Source organism: Streptomyces phaeochromogenes (assembly GCF_001418655.1).
GTDB lineage: Bacteria > Actinomycetota > Actinomycetes > Streptomycetales > Streptomycetaceae > Streptomyces > Streptomyces phaeochromogenes.
Map to the genome: position 1 here is coordinate 1 of NZ_LIQZ01000328.1, position 21044 is coordinate 21044.

At 69.5% G+C, this 21044-nt stretch carries 18 protein-coding genes; 5 read left to right on the forward strand and 13 right to left on the reverse strand.

Annotated features, from left to right (window positions below; all coding sequences use genetic code 11):
* Nucleotides 1–273: 273 nt before the first annotated feature.
* On the forward strand, nucleotides 274–450 hold a 177-nt coding region (locus AOK17_RS47810; RefSeq protein WP_157881467.1), incomplete at its 3' end, for a zinc ribbon domain-containing protein.
* Nucleotides 451–566: 116 nt separating this feature from the next.
* Here the strand turns inward: AOK17_RS47810 and AOK17_RS35875 are convergent.
* Genes AOK17_RS35875 through AOK17_RS35910 form a run of 8 tightly spaced genes read right to left on the reverse strand, consistent with a single transcriptional unit; the run spans nucleotide 567 to nucleotide 8705 of the window.
* Entirely contained in the window at nucleotides 567–887 is a 321-nt protein-coding gene (locus tag AOK17_RS35875) for a hypothetical protein (protein ID WP_055616784.1), read from the reverse strand.
* A 20-nt stretch (nucleotides 888–907) separates the two neighbouring features.
* Nucleotides 908–1768 (reverse strand): DUF3592 domain-containing protein, encoded by an 861-nt coding sequence (locus AOK17_RS35880; protein ID WP_055616785.1) that lies wholly within the window; start codon nucleotides 1766–1768, stop codon nucleotides 908–910.
* 50 nt (nucleotides 1769–1818) lie between these two features.
* Nucleotides 1819–2931 (reverse strand): hypothetical protein, encoded by a 1113-nt coding sequence (locus AOK17_RS35885; RefSeq protein ID WP_055616786.1) that lies wholly within the window; start codon nucleotides 2929–2931, stop codon nucleotides 1819–1821.
* Nucleotides 2932–2938: 7 nt separating this feature from the next.
* Complete coding sequence (locus AOK17_RS35890) at nucleotides 2939–3781, reverse strand: carbohydrate ABC transporter permease (RefSeq protein WP_055616787.1); 843 nt, start codon at nucleotides 3779–3781, stop codon at nucleotides 2939–2941.
* Complete coding sequence (locus tag AOK17_RS35895; RefSeq protein ID WP_055616788.1) at nucleotides 3771–4736, reverse strand: carbohydrate ABC transporter permease; 966 nt, start codon at nucleotides 4734–4736, stop codon at nucleotides 3771–3773. Before AOK17_RS35895 ends, AOK17_RS35890 begins: the two co-directional genes overlap by 11 nt.
* A gap of 2 nt (nucleotides 4737–4738) precedes the next feature.
* Nucleotides 4739–6013 (reverse strand): ABC transporter substrate-binding protein, encoded by a 1275-nt coding sequence (locus AOK17_RS35900; protein ID WP_055616789.1) that lies wholly within the window; start codon nucleotides 6011–6013, stop codon nucleotides 4739–4741.
* Between the two features lie 47 nt (nucleotides 6014–6060).
* Nucleotides 6061–7659: an FAD-dependent oxidoreductase gene (locus AOK17_RS35905; RefSeq protein ID WP_206190892.1), complete on the reverse strand. Its 1599-nt coding sequence runs from the start codon at nucleotides 7657–7659 to the stop codon at nucleotides 6061–6063.
* A complete protein-coding gene (locus AOK17_RS35910; RefSeq protein ID WP_055616790.1) occupies nucleotides 7656–8705 on the reverse strand; it encodes a LacI family DNA-binding transcriptional regulator in 1050 nt (349 codons plus the stop codon). Before AOK17_RS35910 ends, AOK17_RS35905 begins: the two co-directional genes overlap by 4 nt.
* Nucleotides 8706–8883: 178 nt before the next feature.
* On the opposite strand from AOK17_RS35910, the gene AOK17_RS35915 reads away from it, so the two are divergent.
* The 4 genes from AOK17_RS35915 to AOK17_RS35930 all read left to right on the forward strand — a co-directional run bounded on the left by AOK17_RS35915 (nucleotide 8884) and on the right by AOK17_RS35930 (nucleotide 13762).
* Nucleotides 8884–11232 (forward strand): hypothetical protein, encoded by a 2349-nt coding sequence (locus AOK17_RS35915; protein ID WP_055616791.1) that lies wholly within the window; start codon nucleotides 8884–8886, stop codon nucleotides 11230–11232.
* Between the two features lie 208 nt (nucleotides 11233–11440).
* Nucleotides 11441–11995 carry an RNA polymerase sigma factor gene (locus AOK17_RS35920; protein ID WP_055616792.1) on the forward strand — a complete coding sequence of 185 codons (555 nt, stop codon included), beginning with the start codon at nucleotides 11441–11443 and terminating at the stop codon, nucleotides 11993–11995.
* Entirely contained in the window at nucleotides 11982–12722 is a 741-nt protein-coding gene (locus tag AOK17_RS35925; protein WP_055616793.1) for a hypothetical protein, read from the forward strand. The genes AOK17_RS35920 and AOK17_RS35925 overlap by 14 nt, the downstream gene beginning before the upstream one ends.
* Nucleotides 12723–12949: 227 nt before the next feature.
* Nucleotides 12950–13762 (forward strand): SAM-dependent methyltransferase, encoded by an 813-nt coding sequence (locus AOK17_RS35930; RefSeq protein ID WP_055616794.1) that lies wholly within the window; start codon nucleotides 12950–12952, stop codon nucleotides 13760–13762.
* Nucleotides 13763–13787: 25 nt separating this feature from the next.
* On the opposite strand, the gene AOK17_RS35935 is transcribed toward AOK17_RS35930, so the two are convergent.
* From AOK17_RS35935 to AOK17_RS35955, 5 genes are all read right to left on the reverse strand, one after another.
* On the reverse strand, nucleotides 13788–15953 hold the full coding sequence (locus tag AOK17_RS35935; RefSeq protein WP_107102583.1) for a beta-L-arabinofuranosidase domain-containing protein: 2166 nt from the start codon (nucleotides 15951–15953) through the stop codon (nucleotides 13788–13790).
* Nucleotides 15954–16067: 114 nt separating this feature from the next.
* Nucleotides 16068–18098 carry a glycoside hydrolase family 127 protein gene (locus tag AOK17_RS35940; protein ID WP_079053467.1) on the reverse strand — a complete coding sequence of 677 codons (2031 nt, stop codon included), beginning with the start codon at nucleotides 18096–18098 and terminating at the stop codon, nucleotides 16068–16070.
* A 137-nt stretch (nucleotides 18099–18235) separates the two neighbouring features.
* Nucleotides 18236–19057, reverse strand: coding sequence for an ABC transporter permease subunit (locus AOK17_RS35945; protein ID WP_055616798.1), 822 nt, complete (start codon nucleotides 19055–19057; stop codon nucleotides 18236–18238).
* Between the two features lie 37 nt (nucleotides 19058–19094).
* Nucleotides 19095–20063, reverse strand: coding sequence for a carbohydrate ABC transporter permease (locus AOK17_RS35950; protein ID WP_055616795.1), 969 nt, complete (start codon nucleotides 20061–20063; stop codon nucleotides 19095–19097).
* Between the two features lie 169 nt (nucleotides 20064–20232).
* Nucleotides 20233–21044 (reverse strand): extracellular solute-binding protein (locus AOK17_RS35955; protein ID WP_157881466.1); only part of this gene is annotated, 812 nt, incomplete at its 5' end.

The window sequence follows — 21044 nt, forward strand, 5'->3', positions numbered from 1 at the left end:
CGCCTGCTCCCCCACGTCCCACCCATCTGCCCCGGCCCCGTCCCCGCGCCACATCCATGAGCACGAGGTGCCCTGTACGACGCACGGTCCGAAGATCAGGTTCCAGTCGGCGAAGAAGGTGAGCACCTCGCAGCAGGCGGCACCTTCCGCTCAGCGAGAATGTGGACGCCCTCCGCCGAACAGATCGACGTGCACGAGACTGTCCTTCGTGAGCGCGCCTCGCTGCTCGTCGACGGTGGGTCGGCGGGCGTTGACCCGGGAGGAAACGACAGCATGATCATCTTTGGTACCAAGGGATATCTGTACCAGCTCGCGATACTGACGCTGGTGTGCGGGCACTGCGGCAACCCCTCCGCGCACACGCTCAGGAAGCGGGTCACGAAGTTCACGTTGTTCTTCGTGCCGCTGTTCCCGTTCTCGACGAAGTACCAGACGCAGTGCACCTTCTGCNNCCGTACGGGCAGCCGCAGCAGCAGCCGTACCAGTCCTGAACCGGGCCGGGAGCGAGGGCGGAGGCAGGTCGTCGGCCTGGGCGAATGGCGCCCAGGCCGGGTGCGGGTTTGGAGCTACGGCCCGATCGGGCGGTCGGACAGTTGGGCGAGCCTGGCGAAGTAGGCACGGTAGAGGGGCTCGTCGGTGGTCGGGATCTCGATGGTGACGAGCAGGCGCCCCGGGTCGGTCTTGGGTGCGTAGATCGGTTCGTCGAGCTGGGCGATGTGGCCGAAGTGGAGCCGGGTCGTGCCACCCCTGCGGGCATCGGCGCGCACCTTGATCCAGTTCAGCGGGGCCCGGTACGAGCCGATGACTACATTGCGCCGGAACAGCTCGAAGATTCCGTGGTCGACCCGCATGTACACATCGCCGTGTTCGAAGACCGCGGGTTCCATGTCGGACCACCCGCCGGGCCTCACAGCAGCACCACTCCGACGACGACCGCCGCCACTCCGAGGAGCAGCGCAACGACGCTGAAGGCCGTGTCGAGTGAGCGGGAGCGGGATTCTGCCGCGAGGTCCGGTGTGAAGACGGCGGGGTCGTCGGGGCTGTAGTGGATCGTGACGTCCCGGCCGTGGGACTTCACCGGGTCGGGCCGTCCGTCGGGACAGTAGGCGATGACGGACGTGCCCTCGTGGGTGGTGAAGGTGATGACCGGCGTGCTGCTGGTCATCGTGTCTCCGTCGGCGTCGGTGCTGGTGTCCGTGAGCACGGCGATGACGCGGCCCGGTACAGGGGGTTGGGAGGTCAGCGCGTCGATACGGCGGTTCACCACGCGTGCGTTCTGGGGCAGGTAGAACATGCCGGAGACGGTCCAGGGCCCGCCGAAGCCGATCAGGGCCCACGGCCAGCCCCAGTCGATCGCGGCGAAGACCACCAGACCGGCGTAGATCAGGAAGACCGCGAAGTTCGGCCACCCGAGCCCACGTCGGCCTGCCCAGAGGTCACCGACGAACTGGTAGGCGTGCGGTCTTCCGCGCGGATAGCGGACGCCGACCTCCCGGCCCGTCCAGGCAGCCGTGATCCTCTCCCCGTGGTCGGCGTCGTTCGTCACGGTGAACTCCTGCCCGGTGGACGGGTCCTGGAAGGAGACGACCACGGGTATCCCGTCGCGCTGCGAGCTTCCGTGCCTGGGCTCGCGCACCCGCTCGATCCGTCCCATGACCCGGACCGCCCGCTGGGCCGGGGTCAGCCCGGCCAGCGACCGGCCGTACCCGACCAGCGCAACAGTGCCGAACGCCCCGCACCACAACGCCAGATATTCCTCAAGGCCCATGTGTCTTCCTCTACTTCTACGTCGGCGAGCTGCGGCCGACGCCGTGTCCGTCAGTGCACCGGGGTGCGCCGCACCACCTTGCCCTGCCCGTTCGCCTCCAGCGAGGCGGCCCCGTCGGGGCCGGTGACACCGACCCGGACGGTGAGCGAGCCCGTGAGGCGTTCGACGGTGAGCTGCCAGGTCTGCGGGGAACCGACACCCAGACCACTCCTCGCCTCTTCGACCAGGGCGGGGAAACGGTCGTACGGCGGGGAATCCGGGTCGAACGTCGTGGCCGTCGAGCCGGTGGGCGCGTACACGATCGAGAGCAGCCGATCCTTTACGACGACGGTGAGCGCCGCGCGCGAGTCCGTGCCCTTGGTGAGCAGACCGACCGCCCTGCGCAGCTCACCATTGGTGAGGAACGACTGGTTCGGGCCGAGGGCGACCGTGCCGTAGGCCGACGACACCACCGTGCTCGACGAAGACGAAGACGAAGACGAAGACGACGGGGAAGGGGAAGAGGAGGAGGGCGGCGGCTTGTCGGAGGCGTCCCCGTCGAACAGGTCGGCGCGGAACAGCAGGACCACACCGGCCGCGGCGAGCAGCAGGCCGAGCAGCGTGACGAAGCCGACGCCACAGCCCTCGGGGGACTCGCTCACCAGGACCGGCCCCGGCGCCGAGTCGAGGCGGGCGTCGGCCGCCCGGTCCTCCCATTCCGGGGTCGGCCGTTTCACGATCCGCACCCGCCACGGCCGGTCCGGCGGGTACTGGACCACCACGACGACGCCCTGCCGGTAGTCGGGCAGGTCCGTGAGGTTGATGTTCTGCGTGAACGCGACGCGGTACGCCGGTACGTCGTCCGGCGCGACCGTCAGGTCGAACCGCACCGCCACGTCGCTCGTCGCCTCACCCCCGACGGCCTCCCGACTCTCGACCACCGCAAGCGCGATGCGCGGTACGACCGCCGCCTCCCGGGCACGCCTCGGCGCACCGGCGAGGAGGAAGAGCAGACCGTAGACCACGGGCAGTCCCACACCCGCGACACACAACGGCACGCTCTCGATGACACAGCCGACGACGAAGGCGGCCGGCGACGCCCCGATCACACCGCCCGTGAGGAAGCCCAGAGCGAGGGCGACGGGGGTACTGCGCGTGGGCGGCGCACTCGTGGTGATCGTCATGCGGGCCTCACTTGAGGCCCGAGTGGGCCAAGCCCTCGACGAAGTGGCGCTGGGCGACGACGAAGACGATCAGGACCGGCAGGACGGTCATGGTGGCGGCTGCCAGTTGGGTGTTCCACATGTCGCCCCCGTAGGCGTCGGTGAACCGGGTGAGTGCCTGCGGCAGCGTGAACAGCTCCGGCGAGGTGAGGTAGACGGTGGGTTCGAGGTAGAGGTTCCACGAGGTGAGGAACGTCAGGATCGCGACCGCGGACAACGCCGGCTTGGCCAGCGGCAGGAAGATCCGCCACCAGAGCGCAGGGCGGCCGAGGCCGTCCAACCGGCCCGCCTCCTCCAGCTCGGCCGGCAGGGCGATGAAGAACTGCCGCATGATGAAGGTGGCCAGGACGCAGGGGCCGGCCAGCGCGGTGACCAGGATCAGCGGCCAGTGCGTGTTGATCATCCCGGCCCGCTTGAACATCTGGAACAAGGGCACGATCGTCACCTCGCTGGGCACCAGGAGGCCGACCAGCACCACCAGGAAGAGGGCGTTCGCGCCGGGGAAGCGGATCCGTGCGAAGGCGTACCCGGCGAGGCTGGAGACCAGCAGGGTGATCAGGGTGACCAGGACGGCGATGTACACGCTGTTCACGTACTGCCGGGCGAAGGGCTGGAAGCTGAACGCCTCGCTGTACGCGGACAGCGTGGGGTCGGAAGTCCACAGTGACGGCGGGGACTTGAAGATCTCGGGCAGCGGCTTCACCGAGGCCGCCACCATCCAGATGGTCGGCACCACGAACGGGATGGCCAGGACGCCGAGCGCCGTCACCAGGAGCACTCGCCGGAGGACGGATTTCGACTTACTGCTCATGGAACACCCATTTCCGGCGCAGCTGCCATTGCAGCAGGGTCAGCAGCATGACGAAGGACAGCAGCATCAGGGCCAGCGTCGAGCCGTAGCCGATGTCGTTGAACTCGAAGGCCTGCTGGAAGACGTAGTACACGAGCACCGTGGTGCTCAACTCCGGGCCGCCACTGGTGAGTACGGCGATCTGCGCGAACGACTGCAGTGCCCCGACGATGGTGATGATCGAGGTCAGCAGCACCGTGGGTGAGATGAGCGGCAGGGTGATCCGGGTGAAGATCACTCTGCTCCCCGCGCCGTCGATCCGCGCGGCTTCGTACAGGTTCGACGGCACGCCCTGGAGGGCCGCCAGGAAGAGCACCATGTTGACGCCGACGCTGCGGATCACCTGCGTGATGATCACCGACACCATCGCGGTGTCGCCGCGCTGCAGCCAGTTCGGCCCGGTGATGCCGATCGCGTCGAGGACACCGTTGACACCGCCGTTGTCCTGGAGCAGAAAGCCCCAGACCAGGGTCCACGCCACCACGGAGACGACGACCGGGGAGAAGAACAGGGTGCGGAAGAACGTCGCTCCGCGGAACCGCCGGTTCAGGAGTACGGCGAGCAACAGGCCCAGGCCGATGTTCAGGATCACGACCCCGACGCAGAAGACGGCGGTCGCCCACAGCACCGAGGGCAGTTGCGGATCGTTGGCCAGGGCGGCGTAGTTGTCGGTTCCGACGAAGGTCTGCTTGCCGGTGAAGACGTTCCAGTCGCTCAGGCTGTACCAGATCGCCAGTCCGACCGGGATCAGCACGAACAGCACGACCCCGACGAGTTGCGGAGCGATGAACAGGTAGCCGGCGAGCACGTCCCTGCGCCGGTTCGTCCAGAACGGCGGTCTGGAGGCGCTCCGGGCTCCTGTCGGTGCCCGGGAGGCGTCCGGTGCCGTCGTGGGGGTCTTCGTGAGGGCGGCCATGGTTACTTGGCCAGGATCGGTTCGATCGCGGAGCAGACCGACTTCAGTACGGCGGGGATGTCGGCGTCGGCCTTCCACATCGCGTCCAGCGCGGTCTTGCCCTTCTGGGCGATCTCCGCGGGACTGGTGTGGTTGGGCAGGGTGACGGCGTTCGGCAGCTGGTCGACCACGGCCTCCTGCAGCTGCGCGGCAGTCAGCACCTTGTTGTCGGCGGCGAGCTTGGCACCGGTGAGCAGCGACTTGCGCGGCGGCGGGAAGAACTGCGCCAGCTTCTCCGAGTTCGCCGGATTCGTCAGGTAGGCGAGGAAGTCCGTGGCCTGGTCCCGGTGCTTGCTGGTGGCGAGGACGCCAACCCCGGCTTGGCCGATGACGGCCTGCCGGCCGGCCGGGCCCGCGGGCAGGGGGTACAGCGCGTACTTGAACTTGTCGGTGAGCAGCGACGATCGGGAGACCTGGGCCACGGTGAAGGCGGCGTCACCGGCGAAGAAGTCGGCCGTCGTGCCGGGCCCGGGCATGGCCTCGGTCTTGAACGCGGCGTCGTGCAGGAAGGTGAAGGCCTGCTCCATCTCGGGACTGGTGAAGGTGCACTTCTTGCCGTCCGGGCTCCAGGCGGCGGCGCCGAAACCGGTCCATACGGTGGCCAGCGTGTTCCACGCCTTGTAGTCGAAGTCCCGGACGACGAAGCCGGCCTTTCCGGTGGTCGAGTGGACGGCCGCGCCGGCGGCGGCGACCTGGTCCCAGGTCAGGGTCTTGGGGTCGATCTTCTGCTTGGCCTTCGCCAGCAGGTCGGTGTTCACGTACAGCGCGAAGGGCGAGGTCGAGAACGGGTAGGCGTACAGCGTGCCGTCCCGGCTGAACTCCTTGGTGGCGCTGGCCTCCAGGTCGTCGTACTGCCAGCCGTCGGTCGCCTTCAGCTTGTCGGTGAGGCCGACCAGCGCGTCGGAGGCGATCAGGTCCCTCGACAGGTCACCCATCCAGGCCATGTCCGGGGCGTTGCCGCCGGCGATCTGGGTCGTCAGGGTGGTGTTGTAGTCCTCGAACGGCAGGCTCTCGAACGTGATCGAGGAGACCTCGGGGTGCTTGGCGCGGTACGCGGCGGCGATCGTGTCGAAAAGTTCGAGCTGGTCCTGGTTCGAGGTCCAGACGGTCATCCGCAGCTTGACGTTCTTGGCGTTCGTCGCCCCGGACCCGTCGTCGCTGGACGCGCCGCAGGCGGCCGTCAGCGCCAGTGCCGTCGTCAGCGCGACCGCGCCGAACAGCTTTCTTGCTCTGTTCATAGGAGTGGTTCCTTCGTGCTCTCGGCGCGCGCTGCGCCTCGGGTTGGCTAGTAGCCGGCTATGTGCGGCCAGTGGAGTTCGATCCCGGCCGCGGTCAACCTGCCCTGGAGTCGGTCGACGAGGTGCTCGTCGGTGGCGACCTGCCGCGGGCTCAGGCCGAGATCGAGGCAGTACGCGACGAGTTCACCGGCCGATTCACCGACGTTCCACTCGACCGGATGCAGCCGGTAGGCGCCGTTGGTGATGTGGGTGGTACCGATGTTCTTGGCGGCCGGCACCAGGTTCTGGGTGGCCACGGGGACCAGCGCGCCGAGTGGTATCTCGAAGGGCGCGCACTCGACGTCGATGTAGTTGTCGCCGCCGGTGGAGGGATGCAGATCGATCCGGTACATCCCCACCCCGACCGAGCCGTCGAACCGGGCCGGTCCGGCGTCCCCTCGGGCTTTGACGGAGATGTCCTGCTCGCGCACGGTGGTGAGTGCCTTGATCCGCCGGGATTCACGGATGTACGGGGCCTGTGCGAACCCGTCGGCCGTGCCGACCAGGTCGCCGCGCAGCCGCAGTCCGGGCCAGCCACGGCCGCCGTCCGGGCGGGGCGCCTCGGTCTGCAGCCAGTACACATAGGCGCGGGACTGTGCCTTCGCGGCGTTCAGGTGGTGCTGCCGATCGTCGGTGTCGATGATCGAGCCGCTGACGTAGTCCAGTTGCGGCCAGTTGGCCAGCACGATGTCGCTGTCGTAGAAGCCGTCGGCGAAGTTCTGCCGGGCGGCGATCCGCCGGAACTGCCACAGGTCCTGGTCGCCTGCGTCGAACCGGGGGTCCCCGGTGGCGTCGCCGCCCGGGTTGACGTTCATGGTTCGCTCCTCCGGCACGAGGGTCCGTGGGTTCGGCGCGACGAAGGACAGCATCGGCGCGCCCCAGTAGGGCAGTTCGAACGAGCGCCAGTAGTCGTAGTCGTCCGGCCGGGCGATGGTGTGGTCGCCGGTGACGTGGTCGAAGACGAAGCACCATGCGATCGACTGCACGTTGCCCGGATCGGCGGCCTCGGGAGCGCTCGGTTCACCGGTGTCGGACCGCCCCTCGGCCCCGACGACGTACTCGGTTCCGGTCAGTGGCAGCAGGTCGCCGGTCTCGGTCCCGTCGAGGACGTACTCGGCGGTGATCACGGTCTCGGCTCCGGTCCTCGGGTCCGCGACGGTGACGGTACGGACGGTCGCGTCGCTCACCTCGGCGGCGACGGGCACCGCGGGTTGCAGGACGGTGAGCCGCCCGGTGGACCGGTACGGCGCGAGCAGGGCGGTGATCACCGCGTTCGCGACCCTCGGTTCGTGGCACAGCCTGCTCACCCGGCCGCGGCCGGGGTTGAGTTCCCGGTCGGCGCGAGCGGATGCTGTCAGCGGGTAGTGGTCGCGGTAGTAGCGACGGATGTCCTCCCGCAACGCGCGGTAGCGCGCGGTGACGCCGAACTGTTCCACCCAGATGTGCTCGTCGGGCGGCACGGCCTGTGAGGTGAGCTGCCCGCCGAGCCAGGCGTACTCCTCGGTCATCACCACGCGGCGGCCACGTTGCAGCAACGCCAGCGCCGCGGCGACGGAGCCGAGTCCACCGCCGATGATCGCCACCTCGGCCGTGATCCGGTCGGTCATGACGATGCGTCCGTCCGCGCGACGATCGTGTCGCCCGGCTCGACCTCGGCGACCAGCAGCCGCTCCGTGTCCAGACCGGCCCACTCCTGCGGGTCCGTGGTGATCAGGAGCTGCAGGAGATCGAGTGCCTCGGCCGCCAACTGCTGTCTGGGGACGTGGAATCCGGCCAGTGCGCGGCCCTCGACGCGATGGCCGCGCACCTCGCCGAGGGCGGCGAGCGAGGTCTCGTCCGGTACGGCGACTCCGGCGCCGGACAGCGCGTGCGCGACGTCCTCGGCCAGGAACGCGTCCTCCGCGATGATCAAGGTGGCCCCGGTCGCCCGGGTCAACCGGGGCAGGTCGGCGATCCGCTCCTCACCGACCAGCAGGAAAGCCAGCCTGCCGTCCGCCGAGGCGGCCTCGACGGCGCCGCGCCGGTCCCGGGCGGTCGGCGTGTCGCGGCCCCGGTGGACGTACAGCGCCTGCTGGTGCCCGTCGGCCGCGGCCTGGTCGATCAGTGCGGTGGTCGGGGTGACGTAGTCGATGGCCACGTACGGCACCGCGGCGGCGGTCTCGTCCCGGCGGCCGATCGCGACGAACGGGAACTGCTCGGCCACCAGCCGTTCCAGCTCGGAGGCGACCATCTGCTGACCGAGCAGGACGCAGCCGTCGGTCAGCCGCAGCCGCGTCTTGCGGTGGAAGAGGCTCCGCGTGCCGTTCTCGACCGGCGAGGAGGTGAAGAACAGCAGGTCCCAGCCGATCTGCTCGGCGGCCCGCTCGATCCCGTTCAGCAGCGGACCGTAGAAGTCCATGCTCTCGGGGGACAACGCCGCCTCGTAGGTGAAGACGCCGATGATCTGGTTGTCCAGACCGGCGAGCCGGCGGGCCGCGGGGTCGGCGACGTAGGTGAGTTGCTCGATGGCCGCCTTGACCCGCGCCCTGGTGGCCTCGGGGACCCGCACGTTCGAGCCGTCGCGGTCGTTCAGCACCACCGACACGGTGGTCTGACTGACGCCCGCCAGCTCGGCGATCTCGCGTTGGGTGACGCGGCGAGGTCTCGGCGACATCGATCCTCCATCTGATAATGCCTATCTTCACTTGCCGGTGATGACCGTATTACAGGGAGGCTCGTCCGGGCAAGAACCCGTTGACACCAAAGTATCGGCCTGGAAACGTGTCGTTCACGGAGTTGAAGATACGCATTATCAATCCGGTGCGCTTCCGAGCGCTGGACAGGAGCGGACGATGACCCCCGAAGCCTTCTCCAGACCCACCCTCAATCGCCGGAGCTTCCTCGCAGCGGCCCTCGCGGCCGGTGTCGTACTCGTCGCCGAGTCGGCCCCGACCTCGGCGTACGCCGCGGCCGGCGACGTCACCCTGACCGCCGGTGGCATCAGCCTGCTGGCCAGTCCGGGCGGCAGGCTCGCCATCCGGGACGCGGGTGGCGTCACCCGGTCGGCCGGGTCGAAGTTCCAGGTCAAGGACAGCGGCACCGGCATCCACGTGTCCACCGGCGGCACCCCGACCCTGAGCGCGCTCCCGGACGGGACGCCGGCGATCCGGATGGACTACGCCTTCGACGCCGCCGCCGGCTCGACCGGCGTCACCGGCTGGTTCAGTGTCGGCACCTCGCATGCCGTGCTGGAGTGGCACATCACCGGGGCGGCCACCCTGGTCCCGGACGGCTTCCTGTTCAGCCGGGCGATCCAGGCACCGACCGCGCCCGACGACTACATCGCCATCACCGAATGGGTCCGCGACACGGGCGGAGGCATCCCGTACGAGGACACCCTCGGCGTCGCCCACACGTCCACCTGGGGAACCGCACTGCACGGCCTGTTCCTGCTTGACCGCTCCCGCCAGGCCTGGACGAACGCGACCTGGGTGCACGCGCCGGGCGTGTCCGACCCGGCCGGCGGCTGGACCAGCCGGGCCGACTTCTTCTTCTCCGAGACCCGGCCGTCGGCCACCGCCACCATCGGCCGGGGCCGTGAACTCGGCCTCGAACTCACCACCGACCGCGACTTCAACCTGTACGAGTCGGCCGGTGAGCGGATGGAACTCACCGCCCTGGTGGCCAACGGCGGCGCGGCCAGATCGGTCGACCTCGAACTGTGGGTTCGCGGCTTCGACGGGGCACTACTGGCCTCCACGACCGCGACCGGCAGCGTCGGCGCGGCCGGCACCTGGCAGCACACCTTCAGCCTGACCGCACCCGCCGGTGGGATCGCACTGGCCGAAGTGGTGGTCCGGTCGGGTGACGACGAGGCGTTCGCCCGGACCAATCTCGCGGTACTGCCGTCGTACGACTACCAGGCCGGTGCGGACAGCATGTTCGGCATCGCCAACTACCCGTGGCTGCAACGACCGAGCGCCGACGCCGTGTTGGACCTGTGGCAGAAGGTCGGCATCGGTCTGGTCCGGATCGCGTACGACGGTGGCCCCGGGCTGCCGCCCGCCGACTTCGACGCCCGCGGTATGCGGCACAACATCGAACTCCAGCCGTCGCTGGATGTCACCGACACCGAGGCGGCCACCTGGGCAGCGGACAAACTGGCGGTGGCAGTCGGTGCCGGCGCCGGCTACTTCGAGGTCGGCAACGAGCTGAACAGGCCGTTCAACACCGGCGACGCCGCGCAGGCGTACCTCGACAAGGCGCTACGGCCCGTCTTCGACCGGCGTGCGGCCACCGGCGACACCGTCAAGCTGATGAACAACGGCCTGGCAGGCATGGACAAGCCGTGGGTGGAGAACTTCATCGCTGCGGGCGGCTGGGACCTGATCGACGCCTTCGCCTACCACCCGGGACGCGGCAACTTCACCCCGGACTACATACCGCCCGGCGACGACTGGAGCACCGGCGCCGACGGCACCTACTGGAACTTCTACGGTGGCCTGCGGCAGCTGAAGGCGCTGATGGCGGAGCACGGTGAGAAGGAGATCTGGCTGACCGAGGCCTACGCGCCGACCAAGCCCAACAGTTGGTGGCACGACACCTACCGGCATGCCGCGGAGAACGTGCTGCTCACCCTGGCGCTGGCCAAGGCCGAGGGGGTCCGGTGCGTGTGCTGGTACCAGTTCCACGACAGCGTGCTCGGCATGCCGCAGGTCGCCGACCCGGACAACGTCGAGTACCACTACGGCCTGACGAACCGCGACCTCAGCCCGAAGCCGTCGCTTCTGGCGTACGCGACAGCGGCCCGCACGCTCGACCAGGCCACTTTCCGGGGCCGGCTGACCTTCACCGACCCGCGGACGTTCGGCCTGTGGTTCGACACACCCGCAGGCCCCGCGGTCGTGCTGTGGAACCGGGCCGACGGCTACCTGCTGAACACCGCGGGGCAGCGCACCGACTGGCACTTCCCCGCCCCTGAGGTGTGGGTCGATCCCTGGCCGACCAAGACCCCGGTCGTGGTCGCCGCCACGACGGCCGTACGGCAGGTGGACGCGGTCGGGCAGGTCCGGCAGCTCCCTGCTGCGGGCGGCAAGGTGACGCTGAAGCTCGACGGGGCGCCGCGGATCTTCTACGGCCTCAAACCGCGTACGGACAACCAGGGCCGGCACACCCTGGCGCGTGCGCCGCGCCGGAACTGAGGCGGCCTGGCTCGCGGTGTAGCGAGCCACTCCCCCGAATCACCAGGGCCCGTCCGGTTCCACTCCCCGCCGACCGGACGGGCCCTGGCACGGACACACCGGATGCGAACCTGTCGAGATCAGGACGGTGGTCGGATCAGGTCGGTGGTCGGATCAGGTCGGTGACGGAGAGCCGTAAGGCATCGGGGCGTGGTGGACATTGCTGGGCATGAACGCGGATGAGCGGAGTGAACGGCTGGAGCAGTTGTTCCGGCAGACCTTCCGCCGGGTGATGGCGTACTGCCTGCGCCGGGCGAGTGAGGCGGCGGCGCACGACGCGGTGGCCGAGGTGTACGCGGTGGCCTGGCGCAAGAGGCGGCAACTGCCCGTCGACGACGAGGAGGCGGTGCTGTGGCTGCTCGGCATCGCGCGCCGGGTGCTCGCCAACCAGGCCCGCAGTCAACGGCGTTGGGCCCGGCTGTTGATGCGGGTGGCCGAACGGGCGGAGCCTGATACGCCGCCCGCGGCCGACCCGTATGGCGCGGAAGAGGCGGGCGATGGCCTCGCGGCGGCCCTCGCGCAGGCCTCGGACGCCGACCGGGAGCTGCTGCGCCTCGCGTACTGGGACGACCTGTCCCGCAGCGACATCGCGACCGTGCTGGGCATCTCCGTCGGCGCCGTCGACACGCGCCTGCACCGGGCCAGACAGCGGCTGCGTCAACGCCTCGCCACCGCGAACCCGCACCAGGATCCGTCAAAGGAGAAGGATCATGCTGAGCGATGACGTGCTCGATCGAATGCTCCGTAACAGCGATCCGGATCCCGGTGACTCGGCCACGGACCCCAACTCGCCCACCGCGGAACGGATTCTTGCCCAAGTACGCCGACGCACCCGGAAGCGGCGCAGGCGCACCCTGATCATGGCTCCGGTGGTGGCGCTGGTCGTGGCGGGCGCGACCGCGGGAACGTACGCCTGGGTGGCCGGCGACGGCAAGGGACACACTCTGGATTCGACTGGACTGGTCTGCGTAGGACCCGACCAGGGGGATGCCGTCGTCGGCTTCGACCCCGGGGCGGACGATCCGGTGGCCGTATGCCGACAGCAGTGGCCCGGGATGTTCGGCCAACCGGTGCCCGACGCGCTCACCGCCTGCGTCGACAGCTCTCTGCAGGGTTCCATCAAGGTCTACCCCGGCGGCAAGGACCAGTGCGCACGCCACCGTGCCGACCCCTACCTCGGGCCGACGCGGGAACAGCTCGGCCTCTCCCGCCTCCGTGCCGACCTCAGGGAACACTTCACCGATCGCACCTGCATCCCCCACCCCGAGCTCCGGAAGGTGATCGGCGAGCTCTACGCCCGGCACGGCCTCGACGGCTGGAAGGCAGCCCACTTCCAGACGGCCGACAAGGAACCGGAGGGCCCCTGCGCGGACATCGGCTTCATCGACGAACCGGAACGCGTCATCTGGCTCGGGGATCACAAGGACGGCACCCCCGTCAACTGGCCGTAGACCGGACCATGCCCGTCCTGTTGCGGCGTCCCGCCCGGAGGTCCCGGGCCGGACGCCGTGCGCCATGCGGACATCCAACGCCGTACGGACGTACGAGCGTTCGGGCCGAATCCCGGGACTCCGTGATCAAGGACCGGCACAATGGCGGGCGACGCAACGGTCCACTGTCGCTGCGGCGGCCGCACACACCCGGGACGCCCGACGTGTTGTCCGGGGAAGGGAAAGACATGAGTGACGCCCAGACCCCGTCCAACGGTTCTGAGAGTCTGAACACCGGGGTGGCGCACAACGCCCGGGTCTGGAACTACTGGATCGGCGGGAAGGACAACTACGAGGTCGACCGGGCAGTGGGTGCCCAGGTCGCCGGTATGTTCCCCGTGATCCGGGACGTGGCCCGCGCGGACCGTGAGTTCCTGGGCCGCGCGGTCAGGCATCTGGCCGCCGACCTCGGGACGCGGCAGTTCCTGGACATCGGAACCGGACTGCCCACCCTGGACAACACCCATGAGATCGCCCAGCAGATCGCCCCCGAGTCGCGGATCGTCTACGTCGACAACGACCCCATCGTGCTCGCCCACGCCCGGAAGCTCCTGACCAGCACGCCCGAGGGTGCCACGGACTACATAGACGCCGATGCCCACCACCCGGAGACCATCATCGAGCGCGCCGGGGCGACGCTCGACCTCGACCGTCCCGTCGCGGTCATGATGCTGGGCGTCCTCAACTTCGTCCTAGACACCGACCGGGCACAGGACATCGTGCGGCGGGTCATGGCGGCGGTTCCGTCCGGCAGTTGGCTGGTCCTGACCCATCCCACCACCGACGCCGACCTCGGCGGCGAGGGCAACATCGCGGCCATGAAGTTCTGGAACGAGAACGCCACTCCGCCGATCACCGCACGCAGCCGCGCACAGATCACCGCCTTCTTCGAAGGGCTGGACCCCCTCGACCCGGGCCTCGTCTCGTGCGCGGAGTGGCGTGCCGAGTCCGACAACCCTGCCGTGGTCCCCCAGTTCGGCGCGGTGGCCCTGAAACCCTGACCGGCGCGATGCGCCCCCGACGGCGTCAGTTCCTCAGATTGGCCCCGACCGCCGCCGCGACGACACGGTCCCGTTCGGCGCGCGTGAACAGCCCGTCGGACAGCCAGGTGTCGGCGAGGGCGCGCACCGCGCCGACGAAGCGGGCGGAGGTCTCGAAAGGGGCCTGTGCCCAGAGCACGTCGAGGAAGGTCAGACCATCGGCGCGGGTTCGGTTGGGTACGCCCGAGTTCGCCGCCCCGAACACGACCAGGGGTTCGGAACGCCTGAAGTAGGCGTGGTACCGGGTGTCGTCCCCGACGAAGAACGGTGCCAGGGGCAGGCCGTGCGTGATGAAGTGCATCGGCCGGCCCTCGGGGCGGATCGCGTCGGCGAGGTCGCCCCGGAGCCTGAAGTCCTTGTAGAAGGAGAACACTCGGAACGCCTGTTCCTGGCTCTGGGCGACGAGCAGCACCGGCCCGTGGAACACCGACTGGACCGTGGGGTCGTCCAGCGCCTTCTCGATGCGCAGCCGGTACGGAGCGGAGACGCTGACCCGGTCACCGCGCTGCCAGTTTCTGCTCAGCGTGAGGTAGCTGCCGGGCTCGGCGGCGACCCGCTCCCGCACCCCGTTGACCGTGACGGTGAAGCCTCCCGTGGCCCAGGACGGCACCCGGAGTTTCAGATCGAGTGTGCCGCTGCCCTCACGGAACGTCAGGGTGCGTACGCCCTCGGCCGGGTAGTCGCTCGTCTGCTCGATGACGAAGCCCCGCTCCGGCCACCGCAAGGTCGAGGCCAGATACAGGTTGACGTACAGAGCGCTGCCGTCGGCGGAGCGGAAGTACACCGAGTCCTGGTACTTGGTGTGGTTCTCCATGCCGGTGCCGCCACAGCAGGTGCCGGTGTTGTCGTACTCGCGCACGACTCCCGGACCCATTCCCACGAAGTAGGTGACGAGGGGGCTGGTCGTGCTGCGGGTGTCCCGGCGGGAGGCGAGGATGTGGTTGGTCAGGCCCCGCTCGTAGTAGTCCATGTAGGCGGGGTCCGGCTCCCGGAAGAACAACTGGCGGCTCAGTTTCAGCATGTTGTACGTCGCGCAGGTCTCGGCGTTCCTGTCGTCCAGGGTGGCCGCGATGGCATTCCGGGCCCGGAACATCTCGCCCTGGCCGGTGCCGCCCAGGCTGTACGTCCGGGGACCCGCGACCATGCCCCAGAAGTTGCGGGCAGCGGCGGCGTACTCCTCCTCCCTCGTGTGGTCGAAGAGCCGCAGATAGCCGGTGAATTGCGGGATGTGCTGGTTGGCGTGCCGGCCGTCGAGGATGTCGCGCTCCTCGGCGCAGGCGTCCAGCAGAGCGGTGTTGTCGAAGCAGCGGGCGGCTGCCAGGTGTTCCGCCCGGCCGGTGAGGGCGTACAGGTCCGTCATCACCTCGTTCATGCCGCCGTACTCGCCCGCGATGTAGATCGACCACATGCGCTCCAACTGGGCCTTCGGCAGTCGGCCGAGTCTGCTGTGCACCCAGTCGCCCATCTTCGAGACGATCTCCAGGGCCTCGCTATTGCCTGCCAGGGTGTGCGCGTCGAGGAGACCGCGCATGATCTTGTGGCAGGTGTAGTACGGCGCCCAGATGGTCGGGTACGTCGTGTAGCTCTCCAGCTGGATGAACTGCGTCTCCGGATACGCCGCCAGAAAGCCGGGGTGGCTCGGTCTCGGCGAGCCGCTCTGCGCCAGGGCCTTCTGGCATTCGCCGAGTGCGCCGACCAGGTGGTCGAGCTTGGTCTTGAGGGCGGACTCCCGTGTGTCGGCGTACGCCTGGGCGACGAAGGTGAGGAAGTGGCCTCCGTAGTGGCCGCGCAGGTTGCCGTCGGAGGTCTCCCAGCCGCCGGGCGGCCGGGCCCCGCGGGTGTCGAGTCCGGCGTTGGCCCGGAAGACGGCGAGGATGCGGTCGGCCGGGTAGGTCCTCGCGTATTCGAGCATCAGGTCGCGCTTCTGCCGGAACACCCCGTTGCCGAGGGTGACTTGCTCCAGCGCGAAGGGGACTACGGACCAGGTCGACGGGGCGGGCACCGAAGCAACGGTAGTACCCCGGGCGGCGATCGCGGTCGGGGCCGCGTCGGTGGCGGCATGCGCCGAGCTGGCACCGTGCGCGAGTGGGACGGCGGCCGTCCCAACTGCGAGCGTCAACAGACGGCGGCGGGTGGGGGGTTGGGAGGACATGCTCGGACTCCGATCGTCGGTGCGTATGGGGCGACGGCGGGGAACGGCGGCCGTTCTGTCACAGCGGGGCGGCCAGGGTTCATCGCCGGTGGCGTCTTCGTGGCCTGGGCACGACTACCTCCCTGTGGCGTGACTGTCCGACTCCGCGGAGTGGTCCCGCTCCTCGGGGTTCTCCGGCCCCGGGGTTCGGTCCGGTGCCGCGGTCGGCAGCCAGACCCGCATCGTCGAAGGGCCTCGCCCGGCCCAGGAGTGATAGGGCACCAGGACGATCCCCGTACGGTCGGCATCCGCCGTGAGGGGACGGTCGAGCGGCTGGTACGGCCAGGCTGTGTCGGGCGCTTCGGAGTGTGCGACGAGTTCCCCGGCGACTACGACGGTGCCGCCCGCGCCATCCGGCCCGTCCGGCTTCTCGGGTCCTTCCGTCGGCTCGGCGGACGGATCCACTCGTATCGCGTCGACTTCGTGGCCGCCCGGCAGGTCCACGGACTCGGCGCAGTACACGAGCGGCCCGCGCTCGACGGCCGCCGTGCCGCGGATCGCGTCGATGCGCGGGTCGGCGCGGGTCCAGCGCGGGGCCACGGGCAGTTCGAGCCGGATCTCGTCACCCGGCCGGAAGACCCGGGTGACCTCGACCGTTCCCGGCGCGACGACACGGCGTGCCCCGTCCGGTTCGACCAGCCACGTGGTGGCGCCGGTCGTCCACGCGGGGACGCGCAGCGACACGGTCCAGGGCCGGTCCAAGGACCTGCCGATCCGTACGACCACGTGCCCGTCGGACGGGTAGTCGGTACGGACCCGCAGCGCGACGCCGTGGCCACCCGCGAGGGAGGTGGTGATCTCCGAGTCGGCGTACTGGTGCAGTTGCACGCCGTGGTCGTCCGCCGTGGCCAGATACCCGGGCAGTTGAGCCAGGGTTCGCGCCACGTTGGTGGGGCAGCAGGACACCGCGAACCAGGGTGCGCGCAGGCTCGACTCGGCGCGCGGGCTGTCGGTGTCCGTGGAGGGCGTGGTGCCGCGGCGGCGCCGGTGCAGGGTGTTGGCGTAGAAGAAGGCCCTGCCGTCGTCGGACGGGGAGGTCGCGATCACGTTGAACAGGGTCCGCTCGGCCAGGTCCGCGAAGCGCGGCTCGCCGGTGGCGAGCAGGAGCCGCCAGTTGAGCATCACGGAGGCGACGCCGGCGCACGTCTCCGAGTAGGCGCGGTCGGGCGGCAGTACGAAGTCGTCGCCGAAGGCCTCGTCCCGGTGGTGCGAGCCCATGCCGCCGGTCAGATAGGTCCGCCGGGCGACCGTGGCCTCCCACTGCCGTACGACGGCGGCGAGCAGGGCTTCGTCCCCGGTCTCCACGGCCACGTCGACAGCGCCCGCCGCGAGGTAGAGCGCGCGGACAGCGTGTCCGCGCAGCACGGTGGCGTCAAGGACGGGCATGTCGTCCTGGTAGTAGGCGCGGCCGAACTCGGAATCGGCGAGGGTGCCGTGTCCGCGGCGGTCGACGAAAAGCGCGGCCTGGTCGAGGTAGCGCTGCTCCCCCGTCAGCCGGGCCAGTTCCACCAGGGCCATCTCGATCTCCGGGTGACCGCAGACGCGCTCGATGCCACCCCGGCCGAAGGTCGCGCACACGTGGTCGGCCGCCCGCCGGGCCATCTTCGCCAGCTCGCCCTCGCCCCGGGCGCGGGTCTGGGCCACGCCCGCCTGCACGAGATAGCCGTAGCAGTACAGCTCGTGGCCCCATTCGAGGTCGCTGTAGCGGGGCTCCTGACCCGGGCCGCCGAAGGCGGTGTTGAGGTAGCCGTCCGGTTGCTGAGCCGGTGCGATGGCCTCGGTGAGCGCGGCGACCTCGGCGTCCAGGGAGGCGCCCACGCCCTGCCCGGCGGCCTCCCATGCCATGGCTTCGAGCAGCTTGTAGACGTCGGCGTCGGTGAACTCGCGGCCCCGCCGGTCCCGGTGGATCCGGCCCTCGGCGGCGGCCCGGAAGTTGCCGGTCCAGCCGACGCGTTCCATCCAGTCGCGGCAGTGCCCGAGTGTGGCGGTCGCGTTGACGTGGCGGCGTCGGGCCCAGAAACCTCCGGTGATCCTGACCTCGTCGAGACCGAGTGGCCGCAGCCTGCCCCGGGTCGGCGCCACCGGCAGGACGGATGACCGCGCCATGTTCTCCCTCACCAGTTCATGCCTTCGGTTCGTCCTTCCGGTTGTCCGTTCGGGTCAGGTCGGATCTGCTCAAGCCGGGTCTGTACGGGTCGGTTCGGGTCGGTCGTTCGGCACTTCAGGGCGCGCTCGACAGCACTTCAGCCCTTGAGCGCGCCGGACATGAAGCCGCGTATGTAGTGCCGTTGCAGCAGCAGGAAGAGGAGCAGGCAGGGCACGGCGAGGACCACCACACCGGCCTCGGTGGCGCCGTAGTCGACGGCGCCCATGCTCTGCTGCCGCAGGTTCGCGACGGCCAGTGGCAGCGGCGCCTTCTCGCTGTCGGAGATGAGGATCAGCGGTGCGATGAAGTCGTTCCAGGCCGCGAGGAACGCGAAGAGCCCCACGGTGATCAGCCCCGGACGCACCGCCGGCAGGAGAACGCGGCGCAGCGCGCCCGCCGTGCCGCAGCCGTCGACGAGCGCCGACTCCTCCAGTTCACGCGGGACCGCCTCGAACGAGATCCGCATCATGAAGGTGGCGAACGGCAGTTGGAACATGGCCAGTACGAGGCTCAGCCCGACCAGCGAGTTCTGCAGGTGGAGCCTGCCGAGGAGCACGTAGAGCGGGATGAGGAGAGTGGCGTACGGGACCATGAGGATCGCCAGGGTGAGCAGGAACAGCAGGTTCTTGCCCGGGAAGTCGAAGCGGGCGAAGGCGTAGCCGCCCAGCAGGGACACGCCGAGGGTCAGGGCGACGGTGAGCGCCGACACGACGGTGCTGTTGAGGAGATAGCGCCACAGGCCCGCGTCGTAGTCGAGGAGCGTCCGGTAGTTGCCGAGGCCGTGGCCGGACTCCTGCGCGGTGCCCGGCTGTCCGCTGACCGATGCCCAGGCGTTCCACACCAGCGGGAACAGGAAGATGACGGCCAGGCCACCGGCGACGACGTAGTAGGGCGTCCGGCCGAGGGCGCGGCTGAGCACGGTGGTGCCCCCTCTCATGAGGCTCATGAGGCGGTTGTCATGACTCGTCGGCGCGGCGCAGACCGCGGAACTGGAGGACGTTGAGCAGGAGCAGCACGGCCAGCACGATGATCGAAAGAGCGGCGGCGGTACCGAGGTTGAGCCGCTGGAAGGCCTCGCGGTAGATCAACTGGACGACGGTGACAGTGCTGTTGTCCGGTCCGCCCTTGGTGAGGATGAAGAACTGGTCGAAGGCGAGCAGCGATCCGGTCACGCAGAGCAGCAGACACAGGGCGAGGGACGGGCGCAGCAGCGGCAGCGTGATGGAGCGGAAGATCTGGCCGCGGCTCGCGCCGTCCATCCGGGCCGCCTCGAACACCTCGTGGGGAATGCGCTGGAGGCCCACGAGGAGGATCAGCATGTAGAAGCCCGCGAACTTCCAGACGATGAGGAAGACCGTGGAGAGCAGGGCGGAGGTCGATGTCCCCAGGAAGGACACCGGGTCGTCGACCAGGCCGAGGCTCTCCAGGATGCTGCTGAGCGGGCCCGTGGTCGGGCTGTACAGGCCCCAGAACAGCAGGGACGCGGAGGCCAGTCCCAAGGCACTGGGCAGGAAGTAGACCGTACGGAAGAAACCCGAGCCTGGGCGGAACTCCTGCACCAGCAGGGCGAGAAGGAGCGCCAGCGCGAGGAGTACGACCGTGACGATCACGGTGTAGAGAAGCGTGAAGCGGACCGCCGGCCAGAACAGGGTGCTGTCGGCGGCGTCGGTGTAGTTCTCGGGCGCGTTGACGCCCCGGTCTCCCGTGAGCAGCGGCCAGTCGCTGAGCGACATCTGTCCGACGAGCAGCAGCGGCAGTACGAAGAAGACCGTGACGAACACGGCCGTCGGGGCCGCGTAGGCGAGGCCCTGGGCCTTGCGGGACGTCCACCGGCGTGCGCGTGCGGGAGTGCGCCGGGGGCGGGTCCGGCGCTCCGGCGGGCTCCGGTGCGGGGGCACCGTTCTGGCGGCCGCCTTCACCTGCATGGCTCTCCTCTGCCGTGCGATGTGGTTGGAGTGGGGGGCCGGCCCGTGGCTCGGAGCCGTGACCGTGATCTGCGGGCGGGTGGGGGCTGGTCGCGCAGTTCCCCGCGCCCCTGAGGGGCGACGGGGCTGCGCCCTGCCCCTCAGCCGCCCTCGGAGCCGCGGTGTCCGTTCAGTCGGCCAGTGAGGCAGTGACCGCCTCGTTGTCCTTCTCGATCTTCGTCCCGTCGCCGAACACCGCGTTGCGCATCAGGGTCAGCCAGGGGCCGTTGGGGTCGTTGAAGGTCTGGCCGAACTTCAGGGCGTACGGGGTGTGGCCGTCGGTCACGAGTTCGTTGATCGTCACGAGACGCGGGTCCGCGTCGGAGTACTTGTTGGACGCGAGATCGGTACGGGCCACCACGTCCTTGTTCGCGGCGACGACGTCGACCTGTGCCTTGTCGCCCAGGGACCAGGCGAGGAAGTTCCAGGCCTGGTCGGCCGACTTGCTGGTGGCGGAGATGCCGATGGCGTCGCCGCCGACGAAGGTGGACTTGCCGCCGTCGGGCCCGGGGATGGGCGCGACACCGAGGTCGAGGTCCTTGGGCATCAGCCCGAGGGTCGTCGACGGCATCGGCATGACGCCGACCTTGCCCTTCGGGAAGACCCCGGTCCACGTCGTGCCCGTCTCGTCGCGTGCGCCGGGGGCGACGATGTCGTCGTCCACCCAGCCGCGGTAGGTGTCGTAGACCTTTTTCGCGGTGTCGGAAGAGAGCTCGGCCTCGGTTCCGTCCTTGTTCAGCACCTCGTCGCCCGCGGCCCAGATGGACGGCCACCAGGTGAAGACGCCGCAGCCGCCGCAGTTGCCGCCGAAGAAGGTGCCGTTGACGCCCTTGCCCAGCGCGTCCACGGCCCGGGCCTGCTGGTCCCACTCGCTCAGGCTGGTGGGCGGCTTCTCGGGGTCGAGCTTCGCCTGCTTGTAGAGCTCCTTGTTGTAGAAGAGCA

What these genes read in the sequence shown, in the direction of transcription:
- AOK17_RS35890 (WP_055616787.1), bottom strand. Translation starts at nt 3,781, where the DNA reads ATGAGCAGTAAGTCGAAATCCGTCCTCCGGCGAGTGCTCCTGGTGACG.
- AOK17_RS35875 (WP_055616784.1), bottom strand. Translation starts at nt 887, where the DNA reads ATGGAACCCGCGGTCTTCGAACACGGCGATGTGTACATGCGGGTCGAC.
- AOK17_RS35915 (WP_055616791.1), top strand. Translation starts at nt 8,884, where the DNA reads ATGACCCCCGAAGCCTTCTCCAGACCCACCCTCAATCGCCGGAGCTTC.
- AOK17_RS35905 (WP_206190892.1), bottom strand. Translation starts at nt 7,659, where the DNA reads ATGACCGACCGGATCACGGCCGAGGTGGCGATCATCGGCGGTGGACTC.
- AOK17_RS35880 (WP_055616785.1), bottom strand. Translation starts at nt 1,768, where the DNA reads ATGGGCCTTGAGGAATATCTGGCGTTGTGGTGCGGGGCGTTCGGCACT.
- AOK17_RS35925 (WP_055616793.1), top strand. Translation starts at nt 11,982, where the DNA reads ATGCTGAGCGATGACGTGCTCGATCGAATGCTCCGTAACAGCGATCCG.
- AOK17_RS35940 (WP_079053467.1), bottom strand. Translation starts at nt 18,098, where the DNA reads ATGGCGCGGTCATCCGTCCTGCCGGTGGCGCCGACCCGGGGCAGGCTG.
- AOK17_RS35885 (WP_055616786.1), bottom strand. Translation starts at nt 2,931, where the DNA reads ATGACGATCACCACGAGTGCGCCGCCCACGCGCAGTACCCCCGTCGCC.
- AOK17_RS35930 (WP_055616794.1), top strand. Translation starts at nt 12,950, where the DNA reads ATGAGTGACGCCCAGACCCCGTCCAACGGTTCTGAGAGTCTGAACACC.
- AOK17_RS35910 (WP_055616790.1), bottom strand. Translation starts at nt 8,705, where the DNA reads ATGTCGCCGAGACCTCGCCGCGTCACCCAACGCGAGATCGCCGAGCTG.
- AOK17_RS35895 (WP_055616788.1), bottom strand. Translation starts at nt 4,736, where the DNA reads ATGGCCGCCCTCACGAAGACCCCCACGACGGCACCGGACGCCTCCCGG.
- AOK17_RS35935 (WP_107102583.1), bottom strand. Translation starts at nt 15,953, where the DNA reads ATGTCCTCCCAACCCCCCACCCGCCGCCGTCTGTTGACGCTCGCAGTT.
- AOK17_RS35950 (WP_055616795.1), bottom strand. Translation starts at nt 20,063, where the DNA reads ATGCAGGTGAAGGCGGCCGCCAGAACGGTGCCCCCGCACCGGAGCCCG.
- AOK17_RS35900 (WP_055616789.1), bottom strand. Translation starts at nt 6,013, where the DNA reads ATGAACAGAGCAAGAAAGCTGTTCGGCGCGGTCGCGCTGACGACGGCA.
- AOK17_RS35920 (WP_055616792.1), top strand. Translation starts at nt 11,441, where the DNA reads ATGAACGCGGATGAGCGGAGTGAACGGCTGGAGCAGTTGTTCCGGCAG.